The sequence below is a fragment of the Rhizobium phaseoli genome (genome assembly GCF_001664385.1).
Classification (GTDB): Bacteria; Pseudomonadota; Alphaproteobacteria; order Rhizobiales; family Rhizobiaceae; genus Rhizobium; species Rhizobium phaseoli.
The window spans coordinates 286143-299199 of sequence record NZ_CP013536.1 but is presented as its reverse complement, the minus strand read 5'-3'; the positions used below and the strand labels follow the sequence as shown (position 1 = coordinate 299199).

Sequence of the window (13057 nt, the reverse complement as noted above, 5' to 3'; positions counted from 1 at the left end):
CACTTTGGTCCCGATAACTGGAAGGAAGCGAGTGTGAACAAAGAGGTCCTATCCCTGGTGCTGAGCAGATTGCTCATCGCCGTGATCACCTTGGTCATCGTCTCGTTCGCGGTCTTTACAGCGACGACGCTCCTGCCGGGGGATACTGCTTCGATCCTTCTCGGCCAGGCTGCAACGCCGGAGGCCGTCGCCGGATTGCGCACGGCCATGCATCTCGACGACCCGGCGTTTCTGCGTTTTATCTATTGGATGGGCGGACTGCTATCGGGTGACCTGGGCACGTCCTACGCCAACAACATGCCGGTCGCCGACCTGATCGGCGGCCGGTTCGCGAACTCGATGAAGCTTGCGGGCGTCACGGCCTTGTTCGCAGTACCGATTGCATTGACGCTCGGCATCACCGCCGCCATGGTAAGGGGCTCGCTTTATGATCGAGCGGTCACCGTATTTACGATCGGCGTCATATCGGTACCGGAATTCATGATAGCGACATTGGCTGTCATGTTCTTTGCAGTCTATTTGCAATGGCTGCCCGCGATTTCACTCACCAACGAAGTCCACACTATCACCGACATAGTGCGCGTCTACGCGATGCCTGTGATCACCCTCACCTTCGGGGTGTCCGCGCAGATGATCCGCATGACGCGGGCTGCGGTGGTGGAAACACTGAATACACCCTATGCCGAAATGGCACTATTGAAGGGTGCCTCACGAAGCCGCATCGTGTTGAAACATGCGCTGCCAAACGCCCTCGGTCCGATCGTCAACGCAATTGCCCTCTCGCTTTCATACCTTCTGGGCGGAGTAATCATCGTCGAAACGATCTTCAACTATCCCGGCATCGCCAAGCTGATGGTCGACGCCGTCGCCACCCGCGATCTCCCGCTCATCCAATCCTGCGCGATGATATTCTGCGTCGGCTATCTGATCCTGATCACGACGGCCGATATCATCGCTATTCTTGCCAACCCGAGGCTACGATGATGACCACGATCGAAACACATGCGCCAAAGCGTCGGAAATTCGCCTATCGCATCAACCTGGTCGGTGTGGTCGGCTTCGCCGTCATTGCTTTCTGGGCAATCATCGCCGTCATTGCTCCCTGGATCATCCCCCATCCGGTGGGTGAGATACTCGATTTTGACTATTTCGGCCCCATGAGCCAGCAGTTCTGGCTTGGTTCAGACTATCTGGGACGTGACATGCTTTCGCGCATCCTGATGGGCGCGCGCTATACGGTCGGCATTTCGTTAGTCGCGGTTAGCATCGCGTGCTTCTCGGGCGTCGTGCTCGGCATGATCGCGGCGGTATCTGGGGGCTGGGTCGACATCTTTCTCAGTCGCTTTCTCGATGCCATGAATTCCATTCCAAGCAAGCTTTTCGGCCTCGTGGTCGTGGCGGCGGTCGGATCGTCCATTCCCGTTCTGGTGCTGACACTTGCGGTGATCTACACGCCCGGCTCCTATCGCTTCGCCCGGGCTCTCGCAGTCAACATCAATACGATGGACTTCATCACCGTGGCCCGCGCTCGCGGCGAAGGTATAACTTACTTGGTTGCGTCCGAAATCCTGCCCAATATTGTCGGGCCGGTTCTTGCCGACCTGGGCCTGCGCTTCGTCTTCATCGTGCTGCTCCTGTCGGGTCTTTCGTTCCTCGGGCTTGGCGTGCAGCCGCCCTACGCGGATTGGGGAGCCCTGGTGCGCGAGAATATCGGCGGCCTCCCGCTCGGCGCACCCGCGGTGATTTTCCCCTCGATCGCTATCGCCACGCTGACGATCAGCGTCAATCTGCTGATCGACAACCTTCCTCAAAAAATACGCGATCGGAGCGAATGATGGCCAACCTCGTCGAAATCCGTGACCTCAAGGTCGAAGCCAAGACCGACTCCGGCCGCATCGTCGAAATCATCCGTGGCGTCAGTTTCGAAGTCGCTGAAGGGGAGATCGTCGCTCTGATCGGTGAAAGTGGGTCAGGCAAGACGACCATCGCTCTAACCCTGATGGGCCATGCCCGCGCCGGCTGTCGGATCAGCGGCGGCTCCGTCGTGCTCGCCGGTCAGGACATGGCAAGCCTTCCGGAGCGAAAACGGGCCAATATCCGAGGAACCGTCGTCTCATATGTACCACAAAGTGCCGCCGCGGCCTTCAACCCGTCACAGACGATCATGGAACAGGTCATCGAGATCGCTCGCATCCATGACCTGATGCCCGCCGAAGAGGCCCGCACCCGCGCGGTAAGCCTATTCAAGGCGCTCTCGCTTCCCGATCCGGAAACGATCGGTTCCCGTTATCCACATCAGGTTTCCGGCGGTCAGTTGCAGCGCCTCTCGGCCGCGATGGCCCTGATCGGTGATCCAAAACTTGTCATCTTCGACGAGCCCACGACGGCGCTTGATGTGACCACACAGATCGAAGTGCTGCGCGCCTTTAAATCCGTAATGCACAAGGGTCGCATCGGCGGCGTGTACGTCTCGCACGATCTTGCCGTAGTGGCCCAAATTGCCGATCGCATCGTTGTCCTCAAAGGAGGCGAAGTCCAGGAGATCGGAAGCACCGAGCAAATCCTCAGCAGACCGCAGCATCCCTATACCAAGGAGTTGTTAGGCGCTTTCAAGCCGGAAGCGCGGGCCAAATCCCCTGACAAGCAGCAGAGCAAAGCGATTCTTCAGGTGCAGGACCTTATCGCAGGCTATGGACCCATCCAGGCCGATGGCACACCCCTCGTCAAAGCCCTGAAATCCGTCAGCGTCGAGGTTGAGAGCGGTTGCAATCTGGGAATTATCGGTGAGTCCGGCTGCGGCAAATCCACCCTGGCTCGAACGATTGCCGGCATCATTCCTGCGACCGCGGGCAAGATCACCTTCAATGGACAGACGCTGGCGCCAGCCGCCGGCGCCCGTACGCGAGAACAGTTGCGAGAGCTGCAGATCGTTTTCCAATACGCCGACACCGCACTCAATCCCGCCAAATCGATCAGCGATATTCTCGGGCGACCGTTGGCCTTTTATCACGGCATGACAGGTGAAAAGCGTGAGAAGCGGATCGACGAACTCCTGGATATGGTTCGCCTGCCCCGGGCCTTGAAGCACCGGCGCCCGTCAGAACTGTCCGGGGGTCAGAAGCAGCGCGTCAACTTCGCTCGCGCGCTCGCTGCCGAGCCAAAACTGATCCTGTGTGACGAGGTTACGTCGGCACTTGATACCGTAGTTGCCGCAGCCGTCATCGACCTTCTCAAGGAACTGCAGCGGGAGCTTTCCCTCTCCTACATTTTTATCAGCCACGACCTCTCCGTGGTCGAGGCGATCTGCGACGAAGTCGCGGTGATGTATGCGGGCGAAAAGATCGAGCAGCTCCCTCCCTCGGCCATGAGTAGCAGCGCGAGCCACCCCTACTCACAGCTACTGTTCTCCTCCGTCCCCAAGCTCGACCCGGCCTGGCTCGACGGCCTCAAGCAGGATCCGAAGCTGATCCGCGCCGTCGGAGGCGGATAATTGCGGGAAGGAGGCTCTCGGCGGCAGGTGCGACTTGACGATCGGCGAGTTTCAGCGCACGTGGCGCAAATATTCGTCGATGCCACATCCATTGTTCATCAGGTCGCTCCACGATTTCCTGATGTTCGCCGCTTTTGCTGGTCGCCAGTTGATCCTTGGATGAGCAGTGCGCCTCTCACCTCTGCCGCGGCGCCCCTGAACGAGGGCGAACTCAGCTCAACCATCCGTTGAGCTGCCGGAATATCGACGGGTTACCTAGCCTCTCAGGGCTTTCCCCGACGTCGCGCTCTTCAGCGCTGAGGACATATGCAGCACTCCAAGTTCGGGACTAGCTAGTATTGGCACCGGTGTGCCTTTCATCTCGCTCAGCGCATTTGCCATCGATGCTTGAGCTAGAACAACCACGTCAACGTTGCCCAACAGAGCAGCGAGGCCTTCACGTATCAGCGCATCATGCGCCGCTCTGTCTCCGTCCCGCAGTTTCTCAAACGCCCCTTCGCAGAGATGACTTGTAAGGAGAATTTCGCGACCCATTCGCTGAGCATGGCTTTCGATCAAGTGGGTCGTGGGGCTCAATGTTGTAAACAGCGTTGCGAGGACGCCAATTCGATCTCCGCATTGCAAGGCCTCAATTGCCACCCCATCATCTATACGGAAGAGAGGTACGGGGCAGAGTGGCATTGCCGCATCCACTGCAGGGCCGAGCGACGAACAAGTAACGAGGACTGCGGAAGCCCCCGCATCCACCGCCGACCAAATGTGAGTCGCAAGCCGCCGCATGGTCTGACGTGATAGCGCGCCTTCGCGGATCGTGTTCCCCAGCAAGCTCTCATCCAACATGTTGAACGGGCGCCAACCGGGCAAATGGCGGCTAACGAGTTCGTTGAACGCGGGGATGATCCCGGGGACCGTGTGGATCATGGCAAGCGCAGGGGACTCATGAGTGCCTGTAGTCATAGCTAATATCTCGGTTTTTGATTGCGCACGCTCTTTATGGTGAGACTGTAGCAGCAGGGGTGACATGCACCTGATCAGGGCATCTGTCGTGCTCGACGGCAAACCAATTCAAAAATCGCTGTCGTCAGACCACGCTCTGTAGCTTACCCGCTCGACCGTCCTAGCTGTGACTGTCGCGCCGCCGAAAACGGAATTTCCTGCCGCCCCTGCATTTGCATTCGATACATGCTGCTCGCCTCCGCTCGGTAGCTTCACATGACCTGCCCTGTCCGTCGGGAATTTCCTGCGTCCGGCAGAAGGCGTCATCGAAATGCATCCGTCCGAACGGCTAGGCTTGGGCGCTTCCCGCCCGACTCGCACGTCGTTCCGGTACCGGAACTTCACTAGGGCTATCTCGTCGAAATCGATGCGATAGCCGTCATTGCCTCAATTGCTCCCTCCGGAGGAGCAGGAAACAGTGCCGTATAGATCGGCCGCCAAAATCAGTTCAGGTCAGCCCCCATGTCTCCAATTGTCAAGCGCATACCGAACGATCAAGAGCTTCCCGCAAAGGCTGATGTTGTCGTCATTGGCGGCGGCATTATTGGTGCAACGGCAGCTTTCTTTCTCGCGGAGCGGGGACTGTCCGTAGCTCTGGTCGAAAAGGGCTATGTCGGCTGCGAGCAGTCGAGCCGCAACTGGGGTTGGTGCCGGCGGCAGAACCGGGATGCACGCGAGTTACCGCTCTCGGGCATCGCTTTGCAAGCTTGGGATGAGTTTGCGGCTAAAATCAGTGAGGACGTGGGCTTCCGCCGATGCGGTCTGCTTTACGCTACGGATAATCCGCGGCAACTGGCGGAATGGGAAGCATGGCGTGAGACCGCCCGGCAGTTCAATGTCAATACGAAGATGCTCAGCGCAAAGGAAGCGGCTGCCACGATCCCGGCAAATGGACGCCGATGGGTCGGCGGCGTGCATTCGACCGATGATGGCAAGGGCGAGCCCGACATCGCCGCGCCGACGATCGCGAACGGCGCTCGCAAATTTGGCGCGACGATCCACCAGGAGTGCGCTGCGCGAGGCCTCGATCTGGTCAATGGAGCGGTGGCGGGGGTCATCACCGAAAAGGGAACCATCCGGGCACAAGCCGTCCTTTGTGCTGGCGGTGCCTGGACGTCGATGTTTTGCCGCCAGCACGGCGTTGTGTTTCCACAGGCGAGCGTGCGCCAGACAGCGCTTCGTACGAGGCCCACGAAGGATCTGGGTGAGGCGATCTATACGCCGGACTGCGCGCTGACCCGCCGGTTGGATGGCAGTTACACGCTTGCGATCAGCGGCAGGGCAATGCTGGATATCACTCCACAAGGCATTCGCTACGCCCGCTGGTTCATGCCGATGTTCATGAAGCGTCTGAAAGCGGTGCAGTTCGGCATCGGCAAATCCTTCCTCCAAGGTCCGGAGGCATTCGGAAGCTTGAACAAGAGTAAATCGTCGGCCTTCGAGCGGATGCGCGTTCTCGACCCGCCGCCGAGCCGCCGCACGATCGCGGCCATTTTGAAACGGGTCACCAAGCAGGTTCCTGCGTTGGCGGGCGTCGAAATCGCCGACAGCTGGGGAGCCTACGTGGACTTCACGCCGGACGCGGTGCCGGTCATCTCGCCGGTCGATGGTGTGAAGGGCCTTTACCTGGCCGCGGGCGGCTCCGGGCACGGCTTCGGCCTCGGCCCGGGCATCGGCCGCCTGGCCGCCGACCTCGTTGCCAACGATGCACCCTGTGTCGACCCCACCCCCTTCCGCCTGTCGCGCCTGGTGGACGGTTCGAAAGTTAAGGTAGGTGCCATCTGAACGTGAGTGCCGGCCAGCAAGAGGCCGTTGATATACGCATGGAAGGAAGCTAGCGAAATGGATTACGACGTAATCATCATCGGCGGCGGCCTCGTGGGCGTATCGATTGCCTGGGGTCTGTCCACGTGCGGACAAAGGATTGCCGTCATCGATGAAGGCGATGTGGCAAACAGGGCGGCACGGGCGAATTTCGGTCTCGTATGGAGTTCAAGCAAGGGCCTCGGCAACGCCGCCTATTCGCAGTGGTCGCGACTCTCGACTGCAAACTGGCACCAGTTGGCGGCCGAGCTCAAGGCCGAAACCGGCGTCGACACTGGATTCGTCCAATCGGGCGGCTTCTCAATTCGGCTCACGTCTACGGAGCTGGAACGCGGGATCACATCCATGGCGAAGCTGGCCGGCCAGCCCGGAATGGAGGCGGAAGGAACCCCACCGCTCGAATATGAAATACTCGATCAGGCGGAGACGCGTCGCCGCTTGCCGCTGGTCGGCGAGACCGTGGCAGGGGCGATTTTCAGCCCGCTCGATGGACACGTCAATCCGCTGCGGCTGTTCGCAGGCTTTCATAAGGCGCTTAAGCAGCGTGGCGTTCATTATCTGCGGCATCGGCAGACGATTGCGATCAGTCATCGCGCAGGTACGTTCGAATTGGCCGGAGACGGGTGGCGACTCGGTGCCGGCAAGATCGTCCTTGCTGCCGGGATCGGCAACACCGCGCTCGCTCCGATGGTCGGGCTGAACGTTCCGCTCTCGCCCAGCCGCGGCCAGATCATTGTGACCGAGCGGCTGAAGCCTTTCCTAAGCCATGCCACCGGCCATCTGCGGCAGACAGACGAGGGATCGGTGCTGATCGGCGAAAGCAAGGAAACCACAATCGATCACCAGCGGCCGCGCGGGCCGATTACTGCGGTCCTCGCTGAGCGCGCCGTGCGCACATTCCCACTTCTAAAGGACGCCAGTGCGGTGCGGATCTGGGCCGCATTCCGAGTGGTGACGCCGGACGGCTACCCCATTTACGAGCAGTCAGAGAGGTTTCCTGGTGCGTTCGCATGTGCCTGCCATTCCGGCGTGACTCTGGCGGCCAATCATGCGCTGGTCCTGTCGCGGCAGATTTCAGCCGGCGCGCTTTCTGACGATCTTTCCGCATTTCATTCCCGGAGGTTCCATGTTCCGGCGGCTGCCTGACCGAAAGGAGAGTTCAATGTCATTCACATTCAACGGCATGCCGACCATGGCCAGACAAGGCGATAGCGTTGCCGCCGCACTGTTGGCCGCGGGGTATGGCAGCACGCGTCGCAGCCCGGTCTCCGGCGCCGCCCGTGGTCCTTACTGCATGATGGGTGTCTGCTTCGAGTGCCTCGTCAAAATCGATGGCCGGCCGAACCAGCAGGGTTGCATGACCAACGTTGCGGAGGGGATGCGGATCGAAACACAGGAGGGCGCGGCCATGCCGAGGGAGGAAGGGTGATTAGAAACATTCAGTCTGCCACCGATCTCGCGCCTGCCTATGACGTCGTCGTCGTTGGCGCCGGCCCCGCCGGCCTCTCGGCAGCCATCGAAGCCTCGATCCACGGTCTCGCGGTTTTGCTCGCCGACGAAAATGAATCCCCTGGCGGGCAGATTTATCGGTCGGTCGAGCATGCATCAGATGCCGACCTCGCCTGCATGGGGCCGGACTACGCTGCCGGGCGGAAGCTCATCGAGCGATTTCGGCAAGGAAATTTGAGCTACGCCCCCCGTGCGACTGTGTGGAGTGTCGGGCCTGCTGACGAAGAATTGGATGGCGCGCATCCGCTCGAGGTCGGGATTTCCCTCGGCGGGATTGCTCGACCGATCGCCGCCCATCGGGTGATCCTCGCAACAGGCGCGCTCGAACGCCCGTTCCCGTTCCCAGGGTGGACCATGCCGGGTGTCATGACGGCGGGAGCGGCGCAGATCTTGATGAAGTCGTCAGGTCTCGTGCCCTCCGGGCGCACCATCCTCGCCGGAACCGGGCCGCTGCTGTACTTAGTGGCAAGCCAGCTTCTCCGGGCAGGCGTAGATGTGATCGCAGTTGTCGACGCCACGCCACGCGAGAACTGGCGTACGGCTCTCGTTCATCTGCCCGCCTTTGTCACCTCACCCCATGCCCTTAAAGGCCTGAAACTTCTCTTCGATGTTCACCGGCGGGCGCGAGTCGTTCGCAGGGTGACCGCAATCGAGGCCGTTGGGCAGGGAAAATTCAGCGCTCTGCGCGCGAGCAGGGGCAAGAATTCTCTCGAGATTGAAGGCGACCTTCTCCTCCTGCACCAAGGAATCGCGCCAAACCTCAATCTCACGCTAGCGGCGGGATGCGATTACTATTGGGATGAGCATTCGGCGGTTTTCCGCCCGAGCGTCGATGCCTGCGGCGCAAGTTCCGTTCCAGGTGTTTCGATCGCCGGCGATGGTGCCGGCATCGTCGGCGCGGTTGCCTCCGCACTCCAAGGGGAGTTGGCTGGCCTCAATGCCACATTCGACTTAAACCTCATTGACCGAAATGCCTACGGAGAGCGTCGGACACGGCTCACTCGAGAGCTAGCTCGTGCCATGAGAGGCAGGACGTTCATCGAGCGTCGCTTTCGTTCTGGCGAGAAATTCCGGATTCCAGAGCACGACAGCACCATCGTCTGCCGCTGTGAAGAAATTACGGCTGGCAAGCTGCGCGAGGTTGCAGCGCTCGGCGTGCCTGGCCCGAACCAGATGAAGGCGTTCACCCGATGTGGAATGGGCCCATGTCAAGGCCGGCTGTGCGGCCTGACTGCGGTCGAACTGCTGGCAGAATGCCGTGGCGGCTCGCCCAGCGAAGCTGGTTACTATCGGCTGCGCCCGCCCATCAAACCAGTGACGCTGGGCGAGCTAGCCTCTTGGCCGCACACGGATGCAGCCATCGTCGCTGTCGCCGGATTCTTAGAAACGCGGCGCTGATGGCGCACAGGACACAATCCATGGGCGCCACCAAGGCGCGGGCCGCACTCTCTGCCAAAAGCTGAGCGCAATATAAAATAATCTGCCTGGGGCTCCGCGCATATGGCTAATAAAGCCAAAACTCGGCGATTATGATGATGGCGGAATTGGGCGGAATAGTCGAAGCGGTGGTTGAATCAAGAAATAGAGAGCTGGTGCATGAAAACGCTGCTGCTTAAAAAGGACGAGGTCAGTCGGCTGATCAGCGTGACGGAAGTCATCGCTGCCGTGGAAGAGGCGTACAAGGCCTTTAGCAGTGATCAGGTTGAACAACCTGACTATATGGGGATAGATCTCCCGTCGCCTCGGGGGGAAATCGACTTTAAGCTTGGCTACTACAAAGCCAATGAAATAATCTCCATGAAAGCCTCTTCCGGCGGGTTCATTGATAACCCGACTGCACACGGAGTGCCCAATGGCATGGCGACGATTTTCCTGTTCGACGCCAGAAGCGGTGCGTTGATTTGCGTTATGGATGGAAGTTTGATTCTTGGTCTCAGAACGGGAGCGTCTGGAGCCGTCTCCGTCAAAGCGCTGGCGAGGAAGAACGCCACGACGGTCGCATCGATCGGCACTGGCAATTAAGCGAGAATGCAAATCCGTTCGATCAACGAGATCATGAAGATAGAGGAGATCCACGCCTGGGACAGCAATTCCGACACGCTCTTCAAATACAAGACGGATATTGAAAGCGAGCTTGGCATTCCTGTCATAATGGCGAATTCCAAAAAGGAGGCCGTCGAGCAGGCCGATATCCTTGTTACCACGACCCGCGGAAAAGGCTCGCTCGTAGAGGCGGGTTGGGTCAGGCCCGGCACGCACATTGTTGCGATCGGCACGGATCAACAGGGCAAGCAGGAATTGGATCCAGAGATATTCAGGAACGCAAAGCTAGTCGTCGACTCGATGGCGCAGTGCACCGAGAAGGGCGAAACCTGGCATCCCCTGAACAAGAATATCATCACCAAAGACGACATTCATGGTGAAATCGGCGAGATATTGCTGGGAAGGAAACCTGGACGAGAAAGTGATGACGAAATCACGATCTTCGACTCCACGGGCATGGCCATACAGGACAATACGACGGCCAGCAAAATTTATCATAACGCCATAGCCAATAACGTCGGCACCTTCTTTCAGTTTTTCGAGCAATGACCATGCGCAATTTCCCCACCATTCACGACATCCGGGAAGCTCAAGAGCGGCTGAAACCGCACGTCAGACATACCCCCCTATTGCGTGCAGACAAGATCGAGAAGGTGGTTGGTTGTCAGCTCTATCTCAAGCCCGAAACCCTGCAGATTACTGGCGCGTTCAAGATCCGCGGCGCTCTGAACAAGGCTCTCTCGCTCTCCCGAGAAGAGATCGCCAACGGGATCATCGCGACCTCGTCGGGCAACCATGCCCAAGGGCTCGCTTATGCCGCCAGGATGCTGGGTGTGAAAGCGATTTTGGTCCTTCCGGTCACCACGCCCAAGATCAAAATCGAAAACACCAAGGCCCTCGGAGCCGAAGTTATTCTTTTCGACGGCGACACCGCCGCCAGATGGAAAAGGGTGTATGAAATCGCCGAAGAAAACAGATACGCGGCTGTTCACGCTTTTGAGGACCCCATAGTAATGGCCGGTCAGGGAACGATCGGTTGTGAAATATTACAGGATCTGGACGATGTGGATACCGTCATCGTTCCCGTAGGGGGCGGCGGGCTGATCTCGGGAATCGCGACCGCCATCAAGGAAACGAACCCATCCGTGCGGGTCATAGGCGCGGAACCTGCGTTGACACCTAAGTATTTCCATAGCCGGATCAACAAGGAGCGGACAACGCTTCCCTTGAAGAACACAATTGCCGATGGCTTGAGGATAAGCGTCCCGGGGCAAAACCCCTATCCCATTATCGAAAGATATGTGGACGAGATTGTTCTTGTTGACGACGAACACATCATTGCCGGGATGCGTGCCCTTGCCAAAGATGCAAAATTGATCGCTGAGCCGGCCGCCTCCATTGGAATCGGAGCCTTGTTGGCAGGCAGCATACACGTGAAGCCAGAAGAGAAAGTCTGTACGGTGCTGTCCGGCGGGAACTGGGATCTACACGACCTGGCCGAGATTTACAATTAGCGCTGTGATCCATTCAGCTTCGGTCAATGCACCACCCGGTCGCCGTTGAAGGTCTGCGATCATCCTTTGGCAAATACAAGCTGTCCGTCGTTCGGCGTATCGCGGACTGCGTTCGTCGGCAGACCAAGCAACAGATTGGAGCCATCAATGATGCATGCCCACAGGTTCTATATCGACGGTGAGTGGGTCGAACCCTGCGTCTCGAAAACACTCGAAGTCATCGATCCCTCGACGGAGCAGCCGGCGGGCACGATAGCGCTCGGCAGCGCCGCCGACGTGCAGAGGGCGGTCACGGCAGCGCGGGGGGCGTTCGCCTCCTTCTCTCAGACCTCCAAGACCGAGCGCATCGATCTGCTGAAGCGCATAGTGGATATCCTCAAGCGCCGCAATGACGAGCTCGGCGATGTCATCTCGCGGGAAATGGGCGCTCCCCTCGCCATGGCCCGGGCAGAGCAGGCCGGTATCGGAGCTACCCATTTCGAGCAAACGATCAAGGCCATCGAGACTTTTGCCTTCGACTACATGCAGGGCTCTACCCGCATCGTACACGAGCCTATCGGGGTCGTCGCGATGATCAGCCCCTGGAACTGGCCGATCAATCAGATCGCCTGCAAGGTCGCTCCAGCGCTCGCTACGGGATGCACTATGGTCCTGAAGCCATCGGAGATCGCTCCGTTCAGTGCCGTGGTCTTCGCCGAGATCATGGATGAGGCCGGCGTGCCGAAAGGCGTCTTCAACCTCGTCCAAGGCGACGGACCTACTGTCGGAACTGCACTGGCCAGCCATCCGGATGTGGATATGGTGTCCTTCACCGGCTCGACGCGGGCCGGCATTGCCGTGGCACAGGCGGCGGCACCGACCGTCAAGCGAGTGCATCAGGAACTAGGCGGCAAGTCGCCGAACATCATCCTGCCCAGCGCCGATTTCGCCGCCGCGGTCAGCGCTGGCGTACGCCGGTGCTTCGGCAATTCCGGCCAGACTTGCACCGCGCCAACGCGGATGCTGGTGCCGGCGGAGCGAATGGAGGAAGCAGGCTTGATCGCCGCGAGGGAAGCGGCTGCGCTCGTCGTCGGCCCGCCCTCGGATCCACGCACCGACCTCGGACCGGTCGCGAGCGGCGCCCAGTTCGACAAGATCCAGACGCTGATCGAACGCGGCATTGCGGAAGGAGCGGCGCTCGTCGCCGGTGGTCCTGGGCGCCCTTCGCATCTCAATTCCGGCTATTTCGTGCGCCCGACCGTGTTTGCCCGCGTCACCAATCAGATGACGATCGCACGGGAGGAGATCTTCGGCCCGGTACTGTCGATCATCGGCTATGATAGCGAAGAGGAAGCGATCGCGATCGCCAACGACAGCCCCTACGGTCTCGCGGCCTACATTCAGGGAGATCCGCAAGAAGCGCGGGCGCTCGCAGGCAGGCTGCGCGCCGGCACTGTTCGCCTCAACAGCTGCGCCTGGGACAGCGCCGCCCCTTTTGGCGGCTACAAGCAATCAGGCAACGGTCGGGAGTACGGCAAGTTCGGACTGCACGAGTTTAGCGAAACCAAGAGCATCGTCGGCTTCTTGGACGAGTGAAATGTCCAAACTTCGGTATGTCCGTTCGGGGATGTTTACGCGAGGCGCTGCAGTAACGTCGGTTCAGGTTTCTGAAGTCGCCTCATCTGGAATTCTCAGGTGCGCC

10 protein-coding genes and 1 pseudogene are annotated in these 13057 nt (G+C 59.5%); 10 read left to right on the top strand and 1 reads right to left on the bottom strand.

The window, feature by feature from the left end; genetic code table 11:
- Positions 1-33: 33 nt before the first annotated feature.
- Genes AMC88_RS28595 through AMC88_RS28585 form a run of 3 tightly spaced genes read left to right on the top strand, consistent with a single transcriptional unit; the run spans position 34 to position 3490 of the window.
- Positions 34-984 (top strand): ABC transporter permease, encoded by a 951-nt coding sequence (locus tag AMC88_RS28595; RefSeq protein ID WP_037145646.1) that lies wholly within the window; start codon positions 34-36, stop codon positions 982-984.
- Positions 981-1835, top strand: a complete 855-nt coding sequence (locus AMC88_RS28590; protein WP_064830157.1) for an ABC transporter permease — start codon at positions 981-983, stop codon at positions 1833-1835. The genes AMC88_RS28595 and AMC88_RS28590 overlap by 4 nt, the downstream gene beginning before the upstream one ends.
- On the top strand, positions 1835-3490 hold the full coding sequence (locus AMC88_RS28585) for an ABC transporter ATP-binding protein (RefSeq protein WP_037117866.1): 1656 nt from the start codon (positions 1835-1837) through the stop codon (positions 3488-3490). Before AMC88_RS28590 ends, AMC88_RS28585 begins: the two co-directional genes overlap by 1 nt.
- Before the next feature lie 255 nt (positions 3491-3745).
- On the opposite strand, the gene AMC88_RS34350 is transcribed toward AMC88_RS28585, so the two are convergent.
- Positions 3746-4447 carry an aspartate/glutamate racemase family protein gene (locus tag AMC88_RS34350; RefSeq protein WP_037117868.1) on the bottom strand — a complete coding sequence of 234 codons (702 nt, stop codon included), beginning with the start codon at positions 4445-4447 and terminating at the stop codon, positions 3746-3748.
- Positions 4448-4948: 501 nt separating this feature from the next.
- On the opposite strand from AMC88_RS34350, the gene AMC88_RS28575 reads away from it, so the two are divergent.
- The 7 genes and pseudogenes from AMC88_RS28575 (at position 4949) to AMC88_RS28545 (ending at position 12951) form a co-directional block, all read left to right on the top strand.
- Positions 4949-6271 (top strand): NAD(P)/FAD-dependent oxidoreductase, encoded by a 1323-nt coding sequence (locus tag AMC88_RS28575; protein ID WP_037145642.1) that lies wholly within the window; start codon positions 4949-4951, stop codon positions 6269-6271.
- Between the two features lie 57 nt (positions 6272-6328).
- Entirely contained in the window at positions 6329-7456 is a 1128-nt protein-coding gene (locus AMC88_RS28570; protein ID WP_064830156.1) for an NAD(P)/FAD-dependent oxidoreductase, read from the top strand.
- On the top strand, positions 7437-7739 hold the full coding sequence (locus tag AMC88_RS28565; protein WP_037145640.1) for a (2Fe-2S)-binding protein: 303 nt from the start codon (positions 7437-7439) through the stop codon (positions 7737-7739). The genes AMC88_RS28570 and AMC88_RS28565 overlap by 20 nt, the downstream gene beginning before the upstream one ends.
- A complete protein-coding gene (locus tag AMC88_RS28560; RefSeq protein ID WP_037145638.1) occupies positions 7736-9217 on the top strand; it encodes an NAD(P)/FAD-dependent oxidoreductase in 1482 nt (493 codons plus the stop codon). Before AMC88_RS28565 ends, AMC88_RS28560 begins: the two co-directional genes overlap by 4 nt.
- A 198-nt stretch (positions 9218-9415) precedes the next feature.
- Positions 9416-10411 (top strand): annotated as a pseudogene (locus tag AMC88_RS28555) (ornithine cyclodeaminase family protein).
- Entirely contained in the window at positions 10408-11376 is a 969-nt protein-coding gene (locus AMC88_RS28550) for a threonine/serine dehydratase (RefSeq protein WP_004679008.1), read from the top strand. The pseudogene AMC88_RS28555 and the gene AMC88_RS28550 overlap by 4 nt, the downstream one beginning before the upstream one ends.
- Before the next feature lie 147 nt (positions 11377-11523).
- A complete protein-coding gene (locus AMC88_RS28545) occupies positions 11524-12951 on the top strand; it encodes an aldehyde dehydrogenase family protein (RefSeq protein WP_037145636.1) in 1428 nt (475 codons plus the stop codon).
- The last annotated feature ends 106 nt before the right edge of the window (positions 12952-13057 follow it).

Excerpts from the sequence above, each read along its gene's own strand:
- AMC88_RS28590 (WP_064830157.1), top strand. The coding sequence starts at position 981 with ATGATGACCACGATCGAAACACATGCGCCAAAGCGTCGGAAATTCGCC.
- AMC88_RS28585 (WP_037117866.1), top strand. The coding sequence starts at position 1,835 with ATGGCCAACCTCGTCGAAATCCGTGACCTCAAGGTCGAAGCCAAGACC.
- AMC88_RS34350 (WP_037117868.1), bottom strand. The coding sequence starts at position 4,447 with ATGACTACAGGCACTCATGAGTCCCCTGCGCTTGCCATGATCCACACG.
- AMC88_RS28575 (WP_037145642.1), top strand. The coding sequence starts at position 4,949 with ATGTCTCCAATTGTCAAGCGCATACCGAACGATCAAGAGCTTCCCGCA.
- AMC88_RS28570 (WP_064830156.1), top strand. The coding sequence starts at position 6,329 with ATGGATTACGACGTAATCATCATCGGCGGCGGCCTCGTGGGCGTATCG.
- AMC88_RS28565 (WP_037145640.1), top strand. The coding sequence starts at position 7,437 with ATGTTCCGGCGGCTGCCTGACCGAAAGGAGAGTTCAATGTCATTCACA.
- AMC88_RS28550 (WP_004679008.1), top strand. The coding sequence starts at position 10,408 with ATGACCATGCGCAATTTCCCCACCATTCACGACATCCGGGAAGCTCAA.
- AMC88_RS28545 (WP_037145636.1), top strand. The coding sequence starts at position 11,524 with ATGATGCATGCCCACAGGTTCTATATCGACGGTGAGTGGGTCGAACCC.